At 66.6% G+C, this 21397-nt stretch carries 19 protein-coding genes; 12 read left to right on the top strand and 7 right to left on the bottom strand.

The window, feature by feature from the left end:
• Positions 1-972, bottom strand: a complete 972-nt coding sequence (locus AC07PZ_RS14350; protein WP_495295778.1) for a S1C family serine protease — start codon at positions 970-972, stop codon at positions 1-3.
• Between the two features lie 88 nt (positions 973-1060).
• Between AC07PZ_RS14350 and AC07PZ_RS14345 the strand changes: the two genes are divergently transcribed.
• The 10 genes from AC07PZ_RS14345 to AC07PZ_RS14300 all read left to right on the top strand — a co-directional run bounded on the left by AC07PZ_RS14345 (position 1061) and on the right by AC07PZ_RS14300 (position 11134).
• Positions 1061-1921 (top strand): TatD family hydrolase, encoded by an 861-nt coding sequence (locus AC07PZ_RS14345; RefSeq protein ID WP_495295777.1) that lies wholly within the window; start codon positions 1061-1063, stop codon positions 1919-1921.
• Positions 1922-2055: 134 nt separating this feature from the next.
• Entirely contained in the window at positions 2056-2403 is a 348-nt protein-coding gene (locus AC07PZ_RS14340) for a hypothetical protein (RefSeq protein WP_495295776.1), read from the top strand.
• A 64-nt stretch (positions 2404-2467) separates the two neighbouring features.
• Entirely contained in the window at positions 2468-2998 is a 531-nt protein-coding gene (locus AC07PZ_RS14335; protein ID WP_495295775.1) for a DNA-deoxyinosine glycosylase, read from the top strand.
• Positions 2998-3753 carry a class I SAM-dependent methyltransferase gene (locus tag AC07PZ_RS14330; RefSeq protein WP_495295774.1) on the top strand — a complete coding sequence of 252 codons (756 nt, stop codon included), beginning with the start codon at positions 2998-3000 and terminating at the stop codon, positions 3751-3753. Before AC07PZ_RS14335 ends, AC07PZ_RS14330 begins: the two co-directional genes overlap by 1 nt.
• On the top strand, positions 3750-5537 hold the full coding sequence (tfpB, locus tag AC07PZ_RS14325; RefSeq protein WP_495295773.1) for a type IV pilus assembly ATPase TfpB: 1788 nt from the start codon (positions 3750-3752) through the stop codon (positions 5535-5537). Before AC07PZ_RS14330 ends, tfpB begins: the two co-directional genes overlap by 4 nt.
• A 127-nt stretch (positions 5538-5664) precedes the next feature.
• Entirely contained in the window at positions 5665-6153 is a 489-nt protein-coding gene (locus AC07PZ_RS14320) for a tripartite tricarboxylate transporter TctB family protein (protein ID WP_495295772.1), read from the top strand.
• A gap of 11 nt (positions 6154-6164) precedes the next feature.
• Positions 6165-7676 (top strand): tripartite tricarboxylate transporter permease, encoded by a 1512-nt coding sequence (locus AC07PZ_RS14315; protein WP_495295771.1) that lies wholly within the window; start codon positions 6165-6167, stop codon positions 7674-7676.
• Positions 7677-7806: 130 nt separating this feature from the next.
• Entirely contained in the window at positions 7807-9420 is a 1614-nt protein-coding gene (locus AC07PZ_RS14310) for a gamma-glutamyltransferase family protein (protein WP_495295770.1), read from the top strand.
• Complete coding sequence (locus tag AC07PZ_RS14305) at positions 9421-10320, top strand: DMT family transporter (protein ID WP_495295769.1); 900 nt, start codon at positions 9421-9423, stop codon at positions 10318-10320. It begins immediately after the preceding gene.
• 16 nt (positions 10321-10336) lie between these two features.
• A complete protein-coding gene (locus AC07PZ_RS14300) occupies positions 10337-11134 on the top strand; it encodes an SDR family oxidoreductase (protein WP_495295768.1) in 798 nt (265 codons plus the stop codon).
• Between the two features lie 2 nt (positions 11135-11136).
• Here the strand turns inward: AC07PZ_RS14300 and AC07PZ_RS14295 are convergent, their stop codons facing one another.
• Entirely contained in the window at positions 11137-12036 is a 900-nt protein-coding gene (locus tag AC07PZ_RS14295; protein WP_495295767.1) for a DMT family transporter, read from the bottom strand.
• A gap of 110 nt (positions 12037-12146) precedes the next feature.
• Here AC07PZ_RS14295 and AC07PZ_RS14290 point away from each other — a divergent pair, with 110 nt between their 5' ends.
• On the top strand, positions 12147-13130 hold the full coding sequence (locus tag AC07PZ_RS14290; RefSeq protein WP_495295766.1) for a quinone oxidoreductase family protein: 984 nt from the start codon (positions 12147-12149) through the stop codon (positions 13128-13130).
• On the opposite strand, the gene AC07PZ_RS14285 is transcribed toward AC07PZ_RS14290, so the two are convergent.
• A complete protein-coding gene (locus AC07PZ_RS14285) occupies positions 13120-14037 on the bottom strand; it encodes a LysR family transcriptional regulator (protein WP_495295765.1) in 918 nt (305 codons plus the stop codon). The two genes, AC07PZ_RS14290 and AC07PZ_RS14285, sit on opposite strands and share 11 nt — an antisense overlap.
• 69 nt (positions 14038-14106) lie before the next feature.
• On the opposite strand from AC07PZ_RS14285, the gene AC07PZ_RS14280 reads away from it, so the two are divergent.
• Complete coding sequence (locus AC07PZ_RS14280; RefSeq protein WP_495295764.1) at positions 14107-15108, top strand: bile acid:sodium symporter family protein; 1002 nt, start codon at positions 14107-14109, stop codon at positions 15106-15108.
• A 45-nt stretch (positions 15109-15153) separates the two neighbouring features.
• Here AC07PZ_RS14280 and AC07PZ_RS14275 read toward each other — a convergent pair whose 3' ends face one another.
• The 4 genes from AC07PZ_RS14275 to AC07PZ_RS14260 all read right to left on the bottom strand — a co-directional run bounded on the left by AC07PZ_RS14275 (position 15154) and on the right by AC07PZ_RS14260 (position 21372).
• Positions 15154-16821 (bottom strand): Na/Pi cotransporter family protein, encoded by a 1668-nt coding sequence (locus AC07PZ_RS14275; protein WP_495295763.1) that lies wholly within the window; start codon positions 16819-16821, stop codon positions 15154-15156.
• A gap of 34 nt (positions 16822-16855) precedes the next feature.
• Positions 16856-17371 carry a signal peptidase II gene (gene lspA / locus AC07PZ_RS14270; RefSeq protein ID WP_495295762.1) on the bottom strand — a complete coding sequence of 172 codons (516 nt, stop codon included), beginning with the start codon at positions 17369-17371 and terminating at the stop codon, positions 16856-16858.
• Complete coding sequence (gene ileS / locus AC07PZ_RS14265; RefSeq protein ID WP_495295761.1) at positions 17371-20214, bottom strand: isoleucine--tRNA ligase; 2844 nt, start codon at positions 20212-20214, stop codon at positions 17371-17373. Before ileS ends, lspA begins: the two co-directional genes overlap by 1 nt.
• Before the next feature lie 120 nt (positions 20215-20334).
• On the bottom strand, positions 20335-21372 hold the full coding sequence (locus tag AC07PZ_RS14260) for a bifunctional riboflavin kinase/FAD synthetase (protein ID WP_495296122.1): 1038 nt from the start codon (positions 21370-21372) through the stop codon (positions 20335-20337).
• Positions 21373-21397 lie beyond the last annotated feature (25 nt).

The raw sequence follows: 21397 nt of genomic DNA, 5'->3' as shown, positions 1-21397 counted from the left end.
TCAGAACGGCGGCGTGCCGATCGCGGAGGCCGCGTTCTCGATCGGCATCGCGAAGCCGATGCCGATGAAGGTGCGCTGCTGGGTGGGGTTGAGGATGGCGGTGACGATGCCCACCACCTCGCCGTCCATGTTGACCAGCGGCCCGCCGGAATTGCCCGGATTGGCCGCCGCATCGAACTGGATCAGGTTGCCGAGTTCCTGCTTGCCTTCCGGCGAGCGGAACGAGCGCTTGAGGCCGGACACGACGCCCGCCGACACCGACGGTCCGATGCCGAAGGGAAAGCCGACCGCGGCCACCTGGTCGCCCGGCATCAGGTCGGCGGTGGAGCGCATCGTGGCGGCGATCAGGTCATCGGGAATCTTCTGCGCCTGCAGCACCGCGAGGTCGTTTTCCGGCTGCGTGCCGGTGACGATGGCGGTGGCCTCGAGGCCGTCGTAGAAGGTGACCTTGATCTTCTCCGCGCCGGCGACCACATGCAGGTTGGTGAGGATCACGCCCTTGTCGATGATCACCACGCCGGTGCCGACGCCGCGTTCGACCTCGGTGCCTGGCGCCGGGTCCGCTTCAGGCGCCTTGCCGCGTGCCATGTTGCGGCCCCGCTTCTCGGTCTTGGCCTCCGGCGTGGCGCGCTCCGTGCCGTAGCTCACCACGCGGACCACGGAGGGACGGATCACTTCCGCGGCGCGTGCTGCGGGCGACGGCAGCGTGTTGGTCTGCAGCGTACGCAGCACGGCCGCGTCGATGTCCTTCTGCGTCAGCGCGCCCTGGCCACCGCGGGGCCAGAGCGCCAGGCCACCGCCGGCCATCGCGACGACGAGCACCAAAAGTGCCGCGAAGGACTTCCGGCCCGGCTGCCACCGGGTCTTCGGCGCTGAACCGACCGGCGCGGCCGCCGCTGCGGCATCCGTGGCGAGCCCGTCCGCGTCTTGTGACGGCTGCGGTGAGCGGCTGTAAAAGGCGGGCCTGCGCATGGTCACCTCCGGTGAAAAAGTGATGCGTGGAAAAAGTCACAGTAGCATGCTTTGTGCCTCTTTGCATCCGATCGGGCATCATCAGTCCATGACCGGATTCGTCGATACACACTGTCACCTGGACGCGCCCGAGTTCGGGGATGAAATGCCGGAGATCCGTGCGCGTGCGGCGTCTTCCGGCGTGTCGATGTGCGTGATTCCAGCGGTCGGTGCCTTCAATTTTTCGCGTGTGCGCGAGTTGGCGCATGCACAAGGCGATGCCTACGCGCTGGGTGTCCATCCGCTGTGCACGGGCCAGGCGAGCGAGGACGATCTGGTGGCGCTCGACATGGCGCTGGCGGCGCGGCGTGACGATCCACGCCTGGTGGCCGTCGGCGAAATCGGGTTGGATTACTTCGTCGAAGGTCTCGACGACGACAGGCAGACGCATTTCTTTCACACTCAGTTGCAACTTGCCCGCAAGCACGACCTGCCGGTGCTCATTCATGTGCGCCGGTCGGTCGACAAGGTGCTCAAGCATCTGCGCCAGACATCGGGCGGCGCACCATGGCGTGGCATTGCGCACGCGTTCAACGGCAGCGAGCAGCAGGCCCGGGCATGCATCGAGCTCGGGCTGAAGCTCGGCTTCGGCGGCGCCGTGACCTTCGAGCGTGCGCTGCAACTGCGCCGGCTCGCCGCAACGCTGCCGCTCGAGTCGATCGTGATGGAAACGGACGCGCCCGACATCCAGCCTCACTGGCTCTACCGCACGCAGGCGCAGCGCGCGGCCGGCGAGCCGCAGGGGCGCAACGAGCCCGGCGAGCTGCCGCGCATTGCGCAGGTGGTGGCGGGCTTGCGAGGGATCTCCCTGGAAGCGGTCGCCGAGGCCACGACCGCGAATGCCTGCGCAGCGATGCCTCGGCTCGCGCCGTTGATGGCGGCGTCGGAGAACCACCGGCTGCGCGTGTAGGCCGATGTCCCGTATGTGATCAATTGATGAGGCGAGCGTGTTTTTGCTGTCATCCTTTCTGCCTGAGCGTTCGTTGAGAAGGCAGTGACAGCCTCCTTGTCACACAACACACAACTCATCCAAGGAGTTTTTCAATGAAGTCGTCTTTCATCCGTACCGTTCCCGCCGTTCTGGCCCTGGCACTTGCTTCCATCGGCCTGTCGGCCGTGGCACAGACCACGACGACCACCGCTGTGGCGCCGGCACCGGCAACCCAGCCGACCGTGACCGAGAAGGTCAAGGCAGGCAGCGAAAAAGCCTGGGATGCCACCAAGAGCACCACCAAGAAGGCCGCCAAGGGCACCAAGAAGGTCGCCAAAAAGACCGGCAATGCCGTCGCCAATGTCGGCCACAAGACCGCTGATGGCATGCGCAGCGCCGGCCACGCGATCGGCGAAAAGATCCCTGGTACCGCAGAGAACGCAGCCGCCAAGAAGCCTTGAGCTTTTTCAGCGTCCTGACCATGAAACCCGCTTCGGCGGGTTTTTTGTTGTGCAATCGAAACCCATGACCACGCAACAAGACCCGCTGACCGGGCTCGCACCGATCGTCTCGGCGCAGACCGCGGTGCTGATCCTCGGCAGTTTTCCAGGCGTTCGCTCGCTGGAAGCTCGGCAGTACTATGCCCACCCGCAAAACCACTTCTGGAAGATCTTGCAAGCCGTCTGGCCCCAACACCCCCTGCCGCCGGCCGAAGGCGGCTATGCGGCGCGCACGCAGTGGCTGCTCGATCGCGGCCTTGGCGTGTGGGACGTGTACGCGGCCTGCGCGCGCGAGGGCAGCCTCGATTCCGCCATCCGCGATGCGGTGGTCAACGATTTCGGCGGCCTGAAGCTGCCGAAGCTCGCGGCCATCGCGCACAACGGCGCCGAGAGCTATCGCCATTCGCAGCACGTCGTGGCTGCGCTGGCGGCCGGCGGCGTGGCCAGCTTGCCTGTCTACAAGCTTCCTTCCACCAGTCCCGCCAACGCATCGTGGAGCTTCGAACGCAAGCTCGATGCGTGGCGCGACGTCTTTGCCCGTCACGGGCTTGCATGATGGCCACCAAGTCTCCACCGCTTCCCGAAGTCAATTTCTCCGATTGGGGCGACATCCGCTACCTCCACCTGGGCACCGAATGGATCCAGGGCTCGATGAAGATGGACGCGCCGTACGAGATCGAACTGGAGTACGTGCAGCGCATGATGGCCTGGCTGCTGTTCGTCGAGCCGTCCAGCGTGATGAGCCGGCATGCGATGCAGCTCGGCCTGGGCGCGGCCACGCTGACCAAGTTCTGCCGCAAGCAGTTGCGCATGCGCACCACGGCGATCGAACTCAATCCGCAGGTGCTCGCTGCCTGCCGCGGCTGGTTCAAGCTGCCCGCCGACGACGCCAAGCTGCGCGTCGTCATCGCCGATGCGGCAGTCGAGATCCGCAAGCCGCAGTGGCAGGGCACGGTCGACGCGTTGCAGGTCGATCTCTACGACCACGAAGCCGCGGCGCCGGTGCTCGACAGCGAGGACTTCTACGCGGACTGCCGCGCGCTGCTGACCGACGAAGGCGCGATGACGGTGAACCTGTTCGGCCGTTCGTCGAGCTATGAAAGCAGCCTGGCGAAGATCGTGTCGGTGTTCGGCGCCGATGCCGTCTGGGCCTTCAAGCCGACGCGCGAGGGCAACACCGTGGTGCTGGCCCAGCGCACGCCGAGCCGGCCGAAGCGCGAGGCGCTGGCGTTGCGCGCCCAGACCATCCAGAGCCGCTGGGGACTGCCGGCGGGCAAGTGGCTGCAGGTGTTCAAGCCGCAGGTCCGATGAACACGCCGGCCACGCCAGAGACGGCGCTTCGGCGCCACGAAGGGCCGCTGGAGTTGCGGCGCCTGATCGAATGGCTGGCCGGCGATGGCCTGATCTCGCCGGCCGAGGCGCGCCGCACCCTTGCGCGTTGCGCCCAGGCCGAGAGCCGCCAGGCGCCGCTGACGCGGCTGGCCAGCGTGTCGATGCCGCGCGAGGCCGACGGCAAGCCGCTCGACATCGAGATGCTCACGCAGTGGCTGGCCGGCCGCACGGGTCTCGCTTACCTGCGCATCGATCCGCTCAAGGTCGACGTCTCGAAGGTCGCGGACACGATGAGCGCCGCCTATGCCGAGCGCCACAAGGTGCTGCCGGTGCAGGTCGGGCCGGGCGAGCTCGTCGTGGCGACGTCGGAGCCCTTCCTGGTCGACTGGATCGCCGAGGTCGAGCGCCAGTCGCGCCGCACGGTGCGGCGCGTGCTCGCGAGTCCGACCGACATCCAGCGCTACACGGCGGAGTTCTACGCGCTGGCGAAATCGGTCCGTGCCGCGCAGAAGGCCGGTGGCAGCACCGGCGGTGCGAACTTCGAGCAACTGGTCGAGCTGGGCCGCAGCAACCGCCAGCTCGATGCCAACGACCAGGGCGTGGTGCAGGTGGTCGACTGGCTGTGGCAATACGCCTTCGACCAGCGAGCCAGCGACATCCACCTGGAGCCGCGGCGCGACCAGGGCGTGATCCGTTTTCGCATCGACGGCGTGCTGCATCCGGCCTATCAGCTGCCGATCGGCGTGATGAACGCGATGATCGCGCGCATCAAGCTGCTCGGCCGGATGGACGTGGTGGAGAAGCGCCGGCCGCTCGATGGCCGCATCAAGACGCGCAACATGCGCGGCGACGAGATCGAGATGCGCCTGTCGACCTTGCCGACGGCCTTCGGCGAGAAGATGGTGATGCGCATCTTCGACCCCGACACGGCGGTGAAGGACCTCGACGCCTTGGGGTTCGCGCCCCATGACGCGCAGCGCTGGCAGCAGCTCGTCACGCGGCCGCACGGCATCGTGCTGGTCACCGGGCCGACCGGCTCGGGCAAGACCACGACCTTGTATTCCACGCTCAAGCGCGTGGCGACCGAGCAGGTCAACGTGAACACCATCGAGGACCCGATCGAGATGATCGAGCCCGCGTTCAACCAGACGCAGGTGCAGCCGCAGCTGGACTTCGGCTTCACCGAAGGCCTGCGGGCACTGATGCGGCAGGACCCGGACGTCATCATGGTCGGCGAGATCCGCGATCTCGCCACCGCCGAGATGGCGGTGCAGGCCGCGCTCACCGGCCACCTCGTCTTCAGCACGCTGCACACCAACGATGCGCCGAGCGCCATCACGCGGTTGATGGAGCTTGGCGTGCCGGCTTATCTGGTCAATGCGGTAATGCTCGGGGTGCTGGCGCAGCGGCTGGTGCGTACGCTATGCCCGAGCTGCAAGCAGCCCGACGAAACCGTCACGCGCGAGACGCTCGCGGCGCTGGTCAGGCCATGGCAGATCACGGGTGCGGTGCGCGCCTGCAAGGCCGTTGGATGCGTTGACTGCCGGATGACGGGCTACCGGGGACGGACGGGGCTCTACGAACTGCTGAGCATCGGGGAAGACTTCAAGTCGAAGGTCGGCGGCACGCCCGATCTCACGGCGCTGCGCCGCCAGGCCGCTGTCGACGGCATGCAGCCCTTGCGGCTTGCCGGTGCGTTGCGCGTGGCAGAAGGCCTGACGACCATCGACGAAGTCCTGAGCGCGACGCCGCCGCTGGACTGAATGACCGGGCCCGGACCGCGAGCCGGGCGGGGGTTATCCCTTAACCCCCGATAGGTGGAATCCACATCAGCCTGACTGGAAGCTGACCACACAATCTGCCGTTCGAAATTTTTCGAGGAGATTGTTCGTGAAGATCAAAAGTCAGAAAGACTTCTTTGCAGGGCTGATGTTTGCCGTCGTAGGCATCGCCTTCGCATGGGGGGCTTCGACCTACAACGTAGGCAGTGGCGCCCGCATGGGGCCCGGTTACTTCCCGCTGATGCTGGGCATCGTGATGGCGCTGATCGGCGTCGGCATCATGTTCACCGGCCTGACCGTGGAGACGGAAAGCGGCGACAAGATCGGCAAGTGGGCCTGGAAGCAGGTGGTGTTCATCATCGGCGCCAACCTGGCGTTCGGCGTCCTGCTCGGCGGCCTGCCGAGCATCGGTCTGCCGGCCATGGGCATGATCCTGGCGATCTATGCACTGGTGATCATCTCGAGCCTGGCCGGCAACGAGTTCGACTTCAAGAAGGTGCTGGTGCTCTCCACCATTCTGGCCATCGGCAGCTACATCGCATTCATCTGGGCGCTCAAGCTGCAGATCCAGGTCTGGCCGACCTTCATCACGGGCTGAGGAACAACGTCATGGATTTGATCAACAACCTGTCGATTGGCTTCGGCGTCGCGTTCACCTTCACGAACCTGCTGTACTGCCTGATCGGCTGCATCCTGGGCACGCTGATCGGCGTGCTGCCGGGCATCGGTCCGGTCGCGACCATCGCGATGCTGCTGCCCGCGACCTACGCACTGCCGCCGGTGTCCGCACTCATCATGCTGGCCGGCATCTACTACGGCGCGCAGTACGGCGGTTCGACCACCGCCATTCTGGTGAACCTGCCGGGCGAGTCATCTTCCGTTGTGACCGTGATCGACGGCTACCAGATGGCACGCCGAGGCAGAGCCGGGCCTGCACTCGCCGCGGCCGGCCTCGGCTCGTTCTTCGCGGGCTGCGTCGGTACGCTGATCCTGGCTGCCTTCGCGCCGCCGCTGACCGAAGTCGCCTTCAAGTTCGGCCCGGCCGAGTACTTCTCGCTGATGATCCTGGGCCTGATCGGTGCCGTGGTGCTGGCCTCGGGTTCGCTGCTCAAGGCGATCGCGATGATCGTGCTGGGCCTGCTGATGGGCCTGGTCGGTACCGACGTGAACTCGGGCGTCGCGCGCTTCAGCTTCGACATTCCGGAACTCACCGACGGCATCGGCTTCGTGGCGATCGCCATGGGCGTGTTCGGCTACGGTGAAATCATCTCGAACCTGTCGCGTCCCGAAGAAGAGCGCGAAGTGTTCACCGCCAAGGTGTCGGGCCTGTTCCCCACCAAGGAAGACTTCAAGCGGATGGTGCCTGCCGTGCTGCGCGGCACGGCGCTCGGCGCGGCGCTGGGCATTCTGCCCGGCGGCGGTGCGCTGCTGGCGGCTTTCGCGGCCTACACGATCGAGAAGAAGACCAAGCTGCACCCCGGTGAAGTGCCCTTCGGCAAGGGCAACATCCGCGGCGTGGCCGCGCCCGAATCGGCCAACAACGCCGGTGCGCAGACGTCCTTCATTCCGCTGCTGACGCTGGGCATCCCGCCGAACGCCGTGATGGCGCTGATGGTCGGTGCGATGACCATCCACAACATCCAGCCCGGCCCGCAGGTCATGACCAGCAACCCGGAACTGTTCTGGGGCCTGATCGCCTCGATGTGGATCGGCAATGCGATGCTGGTGATCCTGAACCTGCCGCTGATCGGCATGTGGATCAAGCTGCTGTCGGTGCCCTACAAGTACCTGTTCCCGGCGATCGTGCTGTTCTGCGCCATCGGCGTGTACTCGACCAACAACAACACCTTCGACATCTGGATGGTGGGCGCCTTCGGCTTCATCGGCTACATGTTTTTCAAGCTCGGCTGCGAACCCGCGCCGCTGCTGCTGGGCTTCATCCTGGGGCCGATGATGGAAGAGAACCTGCGTCGTGCGCTGCTGCTGTCGCGTGGCGACTGGAGCGTGTTCGTCTCGCGTCCGATCTCGGCCACGCTGCTGGGCGCAGCCTTGCTGCTGCTCATCATCGTGCTGCTGCCTGCGGTGAAGTCGAAGCGCGAAGAAGCCTTCGTCGAAGACTGACGCTGCGCCTGGCGCAAATAACCGAACGGCGCCTGTGGGCGCCGTTTGTCGTTGGGCGCCGCGCGCATGAACCCGTCAGAATCGATGATTCGCCTGGCGACAGGCCTCCGAATTGAACGAGCAACGTCCGATGAAATTCGACTACGGCAATCCCTATCCTTCCACCCGCGTTCCGGTCTTCGCCCGCAACGTGGTGGCGACTTCCCATCCGCTGGCGTCGCAGGCCGGTCTTCGCATCCTGCAGCAGGGCGGCAATGCCGTCGATGCCGCCGTGGCGACAGCCGCGGCGATGACGCTGGTCGAGCCCGTGAGCAACGGCCTGGGCAGCGACGCGTTCTGCATCCTGTGGGACGGGGAGCAATTGCATGGCCTCAATGCGTCCGGACCGGCACCCCAGGCCTGGACGCCCGATTACTTCCTGCGCAAGTACGGCGCCGATGCGGCCACGCCGCCGATGCGCGGCATCGACTCGGTCACCGTGCCCGGCGCCGTGCGCGGCTGGGTGGCGCTGAGCAAGCGCTTCGGCAAGTTGCCGTTCGCCGACCTGCTGGCGCCGGCCATCGAGATCGCCGAGCGTGGCTACCTGGTACCGCCGATCGTGCGCCAGAAGTGGCTGGCCGCCACGCCGCTGCTGCAGTCGCAGCCCGGCTTTGCGCAGACCTTCCTGCCGTGGGGCCGTGCGCCGGAAGTCGGCGAACTGTTCCGCTTTGCCGCGGCGGCGCGCGCGCTGAAGGCGATCGCGGCGACCGAGGGCGAGGCCTACTACAGCGGGGAGATCGCCGAGGCGATCGCCAGGTTCTCGCGCGAGAACGGTGGTGCCATGACGGTGCAGGACCTGTCGGCCTACCAGCCCGAATGGGTCACGCCGATCGCGCGCGACTACCGCGGCTACACGCTGCACGAGATCCCGCCGAACGGCCAGGGCATCGCGGCGCTGATGGCGCTGGGCATCCTCGAGAAGTTCGACATCGCCTCGCTGCCGGTCGACTCGGTCGAATCCCAGCATCTGCAGATCGAGGCCATGAAGCTGGCCTTCGCCGATGTCTACCGCTACGTGTCCGACCCGGCGTCGATGGAGGTCACGCCGGCACAGATGCTCGACGATGCCTACCTGGCTTCGCGCGCGCGGCTGATCGACCTGAACAAGGCGCAGGACTTCAAGGCCGGCAATCCGGTCAAGGGCGGCACCATCTACCTCACGGCCGCCGACGAGAGCGGCATGATGGTCAGCTTCATCCAGAGCAACTACCTGGGCTTCGGCTCGGGCTGCGTCGAACCGTCGTTCGGCATCAGCCTGCAGAACCGCGGCCATGGCTTCAGCCTGAAGGCCGACAGCCCGAACATCGTGGCGCCCGGCAAGCGGCCTTTCCACACCATCATTCCGGCCTTCCTCACGAAGGACGGCCAGCCTGTGATGAGCTTCGGCGTGATGGGCGGCAACATGCAGCCGCAGGGCCACATGCAGACGCTGGTGCGCATGATCGACTACGGCCAAAACCCGCAAGCGGCCTGCGATGCGCCGCGCTGGCGTTTCAACAGCGGCCTGAACCTGAACGTGGAAGGCGCGATGAAGCCGGCCACGGTGCAGGGGCTGTCGGCCATGGGCCACCAGCTCGACGTCATCAACGACACCTACCTCGACTTCGGCGCCGGCCAGTTCATCTGGCGCGCGGGCGAGCCGTCGGTCGAAGGCTATGTGGTCGCCAGCGATCCGCGCCGCGACGGCCTGGCTGCGGGGTTCTGATTGGCCGCTGCGCAAAAGAAGCTCGGCGGCGGGCTGGTGCTGGCGGTGCTGGGCGCGATCGCGTTCAGCGGCAAGGCGATCATCGTCAAGCTCGCCTACCGGCACGACGTCGATGCGGTCACGCTCATCATGCTGCGCATGCTGTTCGCGCTGCCGCTGTTCGCTCTCATGGCATGGTGGGCCGGCCGCGGCAAGCCGGCGCTCACGCGGCGCGACTGGCTCGGCGTGCTGGGCCTCGGCGTATCGGGCTACTACCTCGCGAGCTTTCTCGATTTCGCCGGACTGGCCTATATCTCCGCGAGCTTCGAACGGCTCATCCTCTATCTCAATCCGACGCTCGTGCTGATGTTCGGCTGGCTGTTCTACCGCCGCCGCATCACGCGCTGGCAGACGGCCGGCATGGCGATCAGCTATGCCGGCGTGCTGCTGGTCTTCGGCCATGAGCTGCAGATGGGGCAGAGCGCCTCGGCCGCGTGGGGTACGTTGCTCGTTTTCCTGAGCGCGATCAGCTATGCGGTCTACCTGGTCGGCAGCGGCGAGTTCGTGAAGCGGCTCGGTTCGCTGCGGCTGGTCGGCTTGGCGACGACGGTGGCCTGCCTCTGCTGCATCGTGCAGTTCCTGCTGCTGCGGCCGGTCGACACCTTGTTCACCCTGGCGCCGGAGGTCCTCTGGCTGTCGGTGCTGAACGCGACGCTGTGCACCGCGCTGCCGGTGCTGGCCGTGATGATGGCGGTCGAGCGCATTGGTGCGGCCATGGCGGCGCAGACCGGCATGATCGGCCCGATGTCGACCATCCTGATGGGCGTGGTGATCCTTGGCGAGCCGTTCACCGCGTGGATCGCGGCGGGCACGGTGCTGGTGATCACTGGCATTTTTGTTTTCACACGAACAGGGCGATGAGCCCGGAGCATCAAAAATGGACTTTGGAATTGCAGGCAAGACAGCCTTGGTTTGCGGCGCGAGCAAGGGTCTCGGCCTGGGCTGCGCGGAAGCGTTGGTGCGCGAAGGCGTGAACGTGGTGATCGTCGCGCGCGGCGCGGACGATCTGGCCGCCGCGGCGGCCAGGCTCGCCAAGGTCGCGGCAGGCGCGGCGGGTACGCCGTTCGTCAAGCAGGTCGCGGCCGACATCACGACCCCCGAGGGCCGCGCAGCGGCGTTCGCGGCGCATGCCGACTACGACATCGTCGTGACCAACGCGGGCGGTCCGCCTCCCGGCGATTTCCGCGACTGGGACCGCGACGCCTGGATCAAGGCCGTCGACGCCAACATGCTGACGCCGATCGAGCTCATCAAGGCGACGGTGGACGGCATGGCGGCGCGCGGCTATGGCCGCATCGTGAACATCACCTCGAGTTCGGTGAAGGCGCCGATCGACATCCTCGGCCTGTCCAACGGCGCACGCAGCGGGCTCACGGGCTTCGTCGCGGGCGTGGCGCGTTCGTCGATCGCGGCCAAGGGTGTGACCATCAACAGCCTGCTGCCCGGTTCGTTCGATACCGACCGGCTCAAGGGCAACATGGCCGGCGCCGCCAAGAAGTCGGGCAAGGACATCGAAGCCGTGCGCGCCGCGCGCGAGAAGACCATCCCGGCGGGCCGTTTCGGCAACCCGGAGGAGTTCGGTTCGATCTGTGCGTTCCTGTGCAGCCTGCAGGCCGGCTACATCACCGGCCAGAACGTGCTCGCGGACGGCGGCGCCTACCCCGGCACCTACTGAGTTCAGCGCCTGGCCGAGATCCCGATGCCGCAGACGATCAGCGCGAAGGCCGCGCCGTGGTACCAGTGCGGCATCTCCTTCAGGAAGGCGGCCGACAGCAGCGCTGCGAACAGCGGCGTCAGGTTGATGAAGAAGCCGGCCGCCTTCGGCCCCGCCTGGTGGACGCCGGCGCCCCAGAAGCGGAACGCGAGGATGGCCGGCCCGATCGCGATGAACAGCAGTGCGCCGGCGAGCGTCCAGCTCCAGTCCATGTGGCTCGCGCCGGCCGCCCATTCGCCGGCGGAGAAGAGCCCCGACCAGCCGACCCCGAACACCATCTGCGCCATCAGGAAAGCCGACCAGTCGTGCCGGATGTCCGCAGGTTCCTTCGTGCCTACCAGCATCCAGCTGTAGAACGACCAGGCGATGGTCGCCAGCATCATGTAGAGGTCGCCCGGTACCAGCCGCAATGCGAGCAGCTGCTGCCATTGGCCGTGGCTCAGCACCAGCAGCACGCCGAGCATCGACAGCACCGCGCCCGCGATCTCGTTGCGGCTCACGCGCTGGCCGAAGAAGAGCGTGCCGGTCGCGAGCATCCAGAAGGGCATGCTGGAACTCACCAGTGTCACGTTGAGCGGCGTCGACGTCTGCAGCGCCAGGTATTGCAGCGCGTTGTAGATGCCCACGCCCAGCAGGCCGAGTACCGTGTAGCGACGCCAGTGGGCCCACAGCGGGCTGGAGCGCCGCAGCACCGCGGCGGCCAGCGGCAGCATCAGCACGAAAGCCAGCAGCCAGCGCACGAAGTTCAGGGTGAGTGGCGACGCCATGTCGCGCAGTGCACGGCCTATGACCGCGTTGGACGCCCAGAGCAAGGGTGGAAGGCTCAGCAGCAGGGCGGTGGCAGGAGTCAGGCGCTTGGTCATTGGGGCAGGACTCTAGCGGACGGCCGAGGCGATTCCGGTCGCTGCCGCGTCTGCGAAGGGCATCGGTCCGTGGCAGGATCGGCGTTCCCGTTTTTCCAGGAACGAATCCGATGAGCAAAGCCGTACGCATCGACCGCCATGGCGGTCCCGAAGAACTCCAGATCGTCGATGTCAGCGTCGGCGAACCCGGGCCGGGCGAGATCCGCATCCGCCACAAGGCCGTGGGCCTGAACTTCATCGACACCTACCAGCGCAGCGGGCTCTATCCGTTCGCGATGCCGCTGCAACTGGGCATGGAGGCATCGGGCATCGTCGAGGCCGTCGGGGAAGGCGTGACGCACCTCAAGCCAGGCGACCGCGCCGCCTATGCCAGCCAGCCACCGGGCGCCTATTGCGAACTGCGCGTGATGCCCGCCAAGTGCGTTTGCAAGCTGCCCGACGCCATCTCCTTCGAGACCGGCGCCGCGATGATGCTCAAGGGCCTGACGGCGCAGTACCTGCTGAAGAAGACGCTGCCCGCCGAAGGACTGCAACCCGGCGATTTCATCCTGTTCCACGCCGCAGCCGGCGGCGTCGGCCTGATCGCCTGCCAGTGGGCCAAGGCACTCGGCCTGCAACTGATCGGTACGGCCGGTTCCGATGCGAAGTGCAAGCTCGCGCTGGAACATGGCGCGGCGCATGCGATCAACTACAGCACCGAGAACTTCGCGGCGCGGGTGAAGGAGATCACCGGCGGCAAGGGCGTGAAGGTGGTCTACGACTCGGTCGGCAAGGACACCTACGAGGGCTCGATCGAGTGCCTGCGGCCGTTCGGCCTGCTGGCCGTGTTCGGCAACGGCTCGGGGCCGGTGCCGCCGATCAGCCTCGGGACGCTCGCGTCGAAAGGCTCGCTCTACGTCACGCGGCCGACGCTGTTCACCCACATCGCGACGCGCGAGGCGACGCAGGCGATGGCCGACGATCTGTTCGCCGTCGTCGAGAGCGGCGCCGTGAAGATTCCGATCGATCAGCGCTACGCGCTGGAAGACGTGCAGCAGGCGCACCGCGACCTCGAGGCGCGCAAGACCACGGGCTGCACCATCCTCACGCTCTGAGGGCCGCGTCCGGCGGGTGGCCGGCCTGCACCGTGTCGCGCACCAGCTGCCACACACGCAGCGCGAGCGGCGAAGGTGCCCGGTTGCGCCGGTGGACCAGCATGATGTCGCGTTGCACGCGCGGCAGCAGCGGTATGGCGGCGAGCCGGCCCAGGCCTTCCGCCGGTACCGACAGCGCCGGCATCACGCTGATGCCGATGTGCGCCTCGACCATCCGGAACACGGTGGTCGGATGGCCGAGTTGCTGCGCCACCTCGCAGTGCGCGCCATGCACCGTCAGCGCGGTGTCGATCAGCCGGCGACTGCCCGACGCGTGATCGAGCAGGACGAGTGCTTCCCCGTCGAGTGCCGACCAGTCCACGCTCTCGCGTTGCGCCAACGCATGGTCGTGCGGCACCACGAGCACGAAGGGGTCCTGGAGAATCGTCTCGCAGTGCAGGTCATCGGTGGCCGAGGGTTCGATCACCACGCCGAAATCCACCTCGCCGCCGCGCACGCTGTCGAGCACGTCCTGCTGGATGCGATCGAGCAGCACCAGCTGGATGTCGGGCTCCTGCGTGGCGCAGGCGGCGATGCAGGCCGGCATCAGGTTGGCCGACAGCGTCGGGCTGCTCGCGACGCGCACCCGGCCACGGTGTGCACTGGCCATGTTCTTCACGTCCAGCAGCGTCTGGTCGAGCTCGTCGAGGACACGCTCCAGCCGTGCCGAGAGCGACTGGCCGGCTTCCGTCAGCACCACCTCGCGCGTCGTGCGGTCCAGCAGCTTCAGGCCCAGTTGCGATTCCAGTTCGAGAATCGAGCGGCTGACCGCCGGCTGCGTGAGCCCGACCGCATCACCGGCCCGGCTGAAGTTGCGCTGCTGGGCAGCGGCGAGAAAGACGCGAAGCTGGCGCAGGCTGATATTCATGTCATGAAATCATATATCTATCAGATAAATCCATTTCTCTTTTGAATGGCACGCTGGCCCAATGGCGCCATGGCACGCTCACGCTTCCTCCCCGACAACTTCACCCTGGCCCTGGTCTGCACGGTCGTGCTGGCCTCGCTGCTGCCCGCCAGCGGCGCTACCGCCACGTTCTTCAACGGTCTGACGACGGTGGCCATCGGCCTGCTGTTCTTCCTGCATGGCGCCAAGCTGTCGCGCGAAGCGATCGTGGCCGGCATCGGCCATTGGCGATTGCACCTGCTGGTGCTGGCCTGCACCTTCGTGCTGTTCCCGGTGCTCGGCCTGGTGCTGAAGCCGGTGCTGTCGCCGCTGGTCACGCCGGCGCTCTACACCGGCATCCTGTATCTCTGCGTGCTGCCGGCCACCGTGCAATCGGCCATCGCCTTCACCTCGCTGGCGCGCGGCAATGTGCCGGCGGCGGTCTGCAGTGCATCGGCTTCCACGCTGCTGGGCGTGTTCGTCACGCCGTTGCTGGTCAACCTGATCGTGGTGCCGGGCGGCGCGGCGGGCTCGGCCTTCGGCTCGATCGGCAGCATCCTGCTGCAGTTGATGGTGCCCTTCATCGCAGGCCATCTGCTGCGTCCCTGGATTGGTGCGTGGGTGAAGCGCCGTGCGCCGATGCTGACGCTCGTGGACCGCGGTTCGATCCTGCTGGTGGTCTACACCGCATTCAGTGCAGCCGTCATCGAAGGCCTGTGGAGCCAGGTGCCGCTGCGCTCGCTGATCGGTTTGCTGGTGGTGTGTGCCGTGCTGCTGGCGTTGGCGCTGGTGCTGACCACGTGGATTGCGCGCAAGCTCGGCTTCGACAAGGCCGACGAGATCACCATCGTCTTCTGCGGTTCCAAGAAGAGCCTGGCGAGCGGCGTGCCGATGGCGCACGTGCTGTTTGCGGCGCCGGCGGTCGGCGCCGTGGTGTTGCCGATCATGCTGTTCCATCAAATGCAACTGATGGTCTGCGCGGTTCTGGCGCAGCGCTATGCGCGGCGGCCGGTGGTGCCGGAGGCCGCTGGCGTGTCGGCCAAACCGGTCTGATTCGTCTGATTCGGCGCGCCGAACGTTGCCGTCCGGCGAGCACCTTCAGCTGTTGTCTTCGACCGGCGTGAGCCTGGCTTCACGCAGCCGGCTGGGCGCCAGCGCACCGGCCGAATCGAGGATCGGGTAGGCGATCGAGCAGATGTGCGAGTTGATGCGCTTCAGGTCGCTGATCAGGTCGATGTGCAGCGAACTCGTCTCCATGCTCGGAGCGGTGCGGTCCATCAGCCGGAACAGATGAGAGCTCGCATAGGCCCGTTCCAGGTCGCGGAAACGCGCTTTCTCTTCCAGCAGCTTCTGCGCATCGCGCACGTTGCCGTTCAGGAACACGCTCATCCCGAGGCGCAGGTTGGCCACCAGCCGCTCGTGCAGTTCGACGATCTCGGCCATGCCGGCCTCCGAGAAGTTGCGCTGCGGCTTGATCTTCTTGTCCTCGATATCGATGATCACGCGCTCGATGATGTCGCCGACCTGCTCCATGTTGATGGTGAAGCTGATGATGTCGGTCCAGCGTTTGCTTTCTTCTTCGCCCAGTGCCTCGCGCGAGATCTTCGTCAGGTAGTACTTGATGTCGGAGTAGAGGCGGTCGACCGTGTCGTCGAGCTTGCGCAGTTCGTCGGCCAGGCGCAGGTCGTTGGTGCGGATCACGCTGAGCATGCCGATCAGCATGGTCTCGACCACGTCTGCCTGGTGCAGTGCCTCGCGGGCGGCGTTCGAGATGGCGAGCGAAGGTGTCGACAGCGCGGACGGGTCCAGGTGCTGCGGACGGCTGGTCGAGGGCGGCTTCTGCGGCACGGGCAGCATGCGTCGCACGAGGCCCGCGATCCAGTCCGTGAGGCCGATGAAGCCGAGGCTCACGACCACGTTGAAGGCCAGGTGATACAGCACCACGAGCTGCGTCGCATCCGAGATGTAGGGCCGCGCGTAGCGCAGGTACATGCCGACGAATGGCGCAGCCACCGCCACGCCCAGCAGCTTGAACAGCAGATTGCCGACGGTCACCTGCCGGACGGCGACGTCGGCCTTGGCGGTCGTCAACACCGCGAGCACGCCGCTGCCGAGGTTGGCGCCCAGCACCAGGCCCAGCGCGACGTCGAGCGGCACCACCGCGGACGTCGCCATCGCGGCCACCAGCAGCACCACGGCCAGGCTGGAGTACGCAACGACGGCCAGCATGGCGCCGATCGTGATCTCGAGCAGCACGTCGCTGCTGATGGACGCCAGCACGGCGCGCATGGCGGGCGATTCGAACAGGGGGCCGGTCGCCTGTACCACCAGTTGCAGCGCGAGCAGCATCAGGCCGAGGCCGATCAACACGCGGCCGACCCGGCCGGCGGCGCGCTCCGGTCGGGTGATCGACAGCACCACGCCGACGAAGATGAACAGCGGCGAGAGCCAGGACAGGTCGGTCGAGAACAGCACCGACATCAGGGCCGTGCCGACATCCGCGCCGCGCATCACAGCCAGTGCCGCGGGCAGGGCGATCAGGCCTTGGCCCACGAAGGACGAGGTCATCAGCGAAGTGGCCGTGCTCGACTGCACGAGCGCGGTCACACCGATGCCGGACAGCGCGGCCGTGAAGCGGTTGCGCATGCTGCGTGCGAGCAGCGTACGGAGGTTGGCACCGAACACGCGCAATACGCCTGTGCGGACGAGATGGGTACCCCACACCAGCAGCGCGATGGCTGCCAGCAAGTTCAGTAGATGCTTCATGGAAGCGGAGGACTATACGCCCCGCTGCCCACGGCTATTTGCCTCGACGCACGCGCCGCAATTCGTCCAGGATCAGGCAGATCGCACCGAGCGTGATGGCACTGTCGGCCACGTTGAAGGCGGGGAAATGCCGGCCGGCCAGGTGGAAGTCGAGGAAGTCGACGACGTAGCCATGCATCAGCCGGTCGACCACGTTGCCGATCGCGCCACCCAGGATGCAGGCCATCGCGAAGCAGAACAGCTTCTGGCCCGCATGCGTGCGCAACATCCAGACGATGAAGAGCGCCGCAGCCACGCCGATCGCGGTGAACAGCCAGCGTTGCCAGCCGGTGCCGTCCGCCAGGAACGAGAAGGCTGCGCCGGTGTTGTGCGCACGCACGATGTTGAAGAAGCTGGTGATCCGGGTCGCATCGCCCAGGTGGTAATAGCCCAGGATCAGCGTCTTGGTGAACTGGTCGATGATGAAGAAGATCAGCGCCAGGCCCAGCCAGGGCCAGACGCCGAGCGAGGCCGATCCGCTCGACTTCCTGGAGGCGGCTGCGCGGGCCATCACGCGACGCTCCGCGCTTCGCCCGCGCCGTAGAGGTTGCTCGTGCAGCGCCCGCACAGGGTCGGGTGCGCCGCGTCGTGGCCGACGTCCGCGCGCCAGTGCCAGCAGCGTTCGCACTTGGTGTCGGTGCTCGCGGTGACCACGGTGGCGGGCGCTTCGCCAGCCAGCAATTCGACGGCGGACGTGATGAAGACGAACTTCAGGTCGTCGCCCAGCGACGCCAGCAGCGCATGGTCTTCCGGCATCGCCGTGAGTGCGACGTTGGCCTGCAGAGACGAGCCGACCTGCCCGGTCGTGCGCACCGCTTCGATCTCCTTGTTCACGCCGTCGCGGATCTCGCGGATGCGCGACCACTTGGCCAGCAGGCCTTCGTCGGGCGTGCCGAGGTCGCTGTAGACCTGGGTGAAGATCGATTCGCCGTTGCCGATCAGCGTCCACGCCTCTTCGGCCGTGAAGCTCAGGAACGGCGCCATCCAGCGCAGCATCGCCTGCGTGATGTGCCAGAGCGCGGTCTGCGCGCTGCGGCGGGCCAGCGAGCCGGGGGCGGTCGTGTAGAGGCGGTCCTTCAGCACGTCCAGGTAGAACGCGCCGAGGTCTTCGGAGCAATAGACCTGCAGCTTCGAGACCACCGGATGGAACTCGTAGACCTTGTAGTGCGCGAGCACCTCGGCCTGGAACTGCGCGGCGCGGTTGAGCGCGTAGCGGTCGATTTCCAGCAGCTGGTCGAGCGGCACTCCATCCCTGGCGATGTCGAAATCGCTGGTGTTGGCCAGCAGAAAGCGCAGCGTGTTGCGGATGCGGCGATAGGCATCGACCACGCGCGCGAGGATCTTGTCGTCGCCGGCGATGTCGCCCGAATAGTCGCTGGCAGCCACCCAGAGGCGGATGATTTCCGCGCCGAGCTTCTTGCTGATCTCCTGCGGATCGATGCCGTTGCCGAGCGACTTGCTCATCTTGCGGCCCTGGCTGTCGACCGTGAAGCCGTGTGTCAGCAGGCCGCGGTAGGGCGCGCGGCCTTCGAGCGCGGACGCCAGCAGCAGCGACGAATGGAACCAGCCGCGGTGCTGGTCATGGCCTTCCAGGTAGAGGTCGGCCTCGGGGCCGACGTCATGGTGGACGCTCGGATGCGTGCCGCGCAGCACGTGATAGAAGGTCGAGCCCGAGTCGAACCACACCTCGAGGATGTCGGTGCTCTTGGTGTAGCTCGGCGCATCTTCGGCACCGAGGATTTCCTCGGTCGTCACACGGCTCCAGGCCTCGATGCCGCCGCGCTCCACGATGTCGGCTGCCTGGTCGAGGATTTCCATGGTGCGCGGATGCAGCTCGCCGGAATCCTTGTGCAGGAAGAACGGGATCGGCACGCCCCAGCTGCGCTGGCGCGAGATGCACCAGTCGGGCCGGTTGGCGATCATGTCGTGCAGGCGCGCCTTGCCGTTCTCGGGATAGAAGCTGGTCTGCTCGATCGCTTCGAGCGCGGTCTGGCGCAGCGTCTTCGGCGCCTTGTCCTTGGTGAAGACGCCTTCGCCTTCGTCCATGCGGATGAACCACTGCGCCGCGGCACGGTAGATCACCGGCGTCTTGTGGCGCCAGCAGTGCGGGTAGCTGTGGGTGATGGTTTCGGTCGCCAGCAGGCGGCCGGCGTCGCGCAGCGCCTGGATGATGGCCGGCACGGCCTTCCAGATGTGCTCGCCGCCGAACAGCGGGAAGTCGGCCGCGTAGGTTCCGTTGCCCTGCACCGGATTCAGGATGTCGTCGTAGGCGAGGCCGTGCGCGACGCAGGAGTTGAAGTCGTCCAGGCCGTAGGCCGGCGACGAATGCACCAGGCCGGTACCGTCGTTGGCGGTCGCGTAGTCGGCCAGGTAGACGGGCGACAGGCGCCGGTAGCCGGCGTCGACGTCGTACAGCGGATGTTCGAATTCGAGCCCGCCGAGCTTCTCGCCCTTGGCCACGGCCAGGACCTTGCCGTCCAGTGCATACCGGTTCATGCACATCTCGACCAGCGACTCGGCCAGCACCAGCAGGCCGCGCTCGGTGTCGACCAGCGCGTAGTCGAGTTCGGGGTTCAGGTTCAGCGCCTGGTTCGCCGGGATGGTCCAGGCGGTGGTCGTCCAGATCACCGCGAAGGCGTCTTTGGCCAGCGCCGGCAGGCCGAACGCGGCGGCAAGCTTTGCCGGATCGTGCGCCTTGAAGGCAACGTCGATCGTCTGCGACTTCTTGTCGGCGTATTCGATCTCGAACTCGGCCAGCGAAGAGCCGCAGTCGAAGCACCAGTACACCGGCTTCAATCCGCGGTAGACGAAGCCGCGCTCGATCACGCGCTTGAACGCGCGCAGTTCGCCGGCCTCGTTCGCGAAGTCCATCGTCTTGTACGGATGGTCCCATTCGCCGAGCACGCCGAGCCGCTTGAAGTCCGCCATCTGCTGCGCGATCTGTTCGGTCGCGAAGGCACGGCTCTTGGCCTGCATGTCGTCGCGGCTCAGGTTGCGGCCGTACTTCTTCTCGATGGCGTTCTCGATCGGCAGGCCGTGGCAGTCCCAGCCCGGCACGTAGAGCGCGTCGAAGCCTTCGAGCTGGCGCGCCTTGGTGATCATGTCCTTCAGGATCTTGTTCACCGCGTGGCCCATGTGGATCTGGCCGTTGGCGTACGGCGGGCCATCGTGCAGGATGAACTTGGGCGCGCCGTGACGGGCGTCGCGCAGGCGCTTGTAGAGACCGGTGTCGTCCCATTCCTTGACCCAGCCGGGTTCGCGCTTCGACATGTCGCCGCGCATCGGGAAGGGAGTGTCGGGCAGGTTCAGGGTGGCGCGGTAATCGGTGCCGCCGTCGGTTTTGTTGTCAGCCATGGAGGTTCCAGAAGGTCTGCGCTGCCATGCAACGCGCGAAGAATCGGTGAGGGCGTGCGGCGCTGAAAGACGGGGCGCGGCACGCGACGAATGGCGAAGGAGCGGGAAAGGCTTCCCGCCCTAAATTCGGTCGCGCGTGGTCTGACGGTGGGTTTCCGCGTGGGTGGAAGCAAAGAACGCGCGTGCGTCCTTGCCATCCTTCGCGATGCCCGCAGTCAGGGCTTCCAGGCTGGTGTAGCGCAATTCGTCGTGCAGTTTGTGCAGCAGTTCCACACGCACGATTTTACCGTAGGCCCCTTCGGAACCCAGTTCTGCGGGCCAATCGAGGCAGTGGGTTTCCAGCAGCACACGGCCGCCGTTGACGTCGTTGGCGTCGAGCGACGGCCGCACGCCAAGGTTGGCGACACCCTGCAGCGGCCGGTCGGCCAGCCCGTGGACCAGCACGGCGAAGATGCCGCTGGCGGCGGGCTTCCAGTGCTTGAAGCGCAGGTTGAGCGTGCGGAAGCCGTCGTCGCGGCCCGGTGCGGATGCGCCCAGCGCGCGGCCGAGCTTGCGTCCATGAACCACGTGCCCCGAGATCGCGTAGGGCCGGCCGAGCAGCGTGTGGGCGTCGCCCATGCGGCCTTCGGCCAGCGCATCGCGCACCGCGGAACTCGACACGCGCAATCCGCGCACTTCATAGCTGTTCATCCGCGCGACGTCGAAGCCATGTTGGATGCCGGCCTGATCGAGCATCGCGTAGTCGCCGGCGCGTCTGGCACCGAAGCGGAAATCGTCGCCGACCAGCACGTAGCGCGCGCCCAGGCCTTCGATCAATACGTCGCGGATGAATTCGTCGGGTGTCTGCGCCGCCAACCGCGCATCGAAGGGCAGGACGATGGTCTGTGCCACGCCGCTGCCGGCGAGTTCGGCGAGCTTGTCGCGCAAGGTGCCGATTCGCGCCGGCGCGAGTTCGGGCCGCTTGTTGAGTGCCGCGAAATAGTCGCGCGGATGCGGTTCGAACGTGAGCACGCAACTCGGCAGGCCGCGCTGGCGCGCCTCCGTATTGAGCAGCGCCAGCATGGCCTGGTGACCGCGGTGGACGCCGTCGAAGTTGCCGATGGTCAGGGCGCAGGCCGGCGCCACGCCGGGATGCCGAAAGCCGCGAAAAACCTGCATGAGTTGATATATTTTTGATAGCACC

The organism is Variovorax sp. GW821-FHT10B04 (genome assembly GCF_059415645.1).
This window is presented reverse-complemented; position numbering and strand designations above follow the sequence as displayed.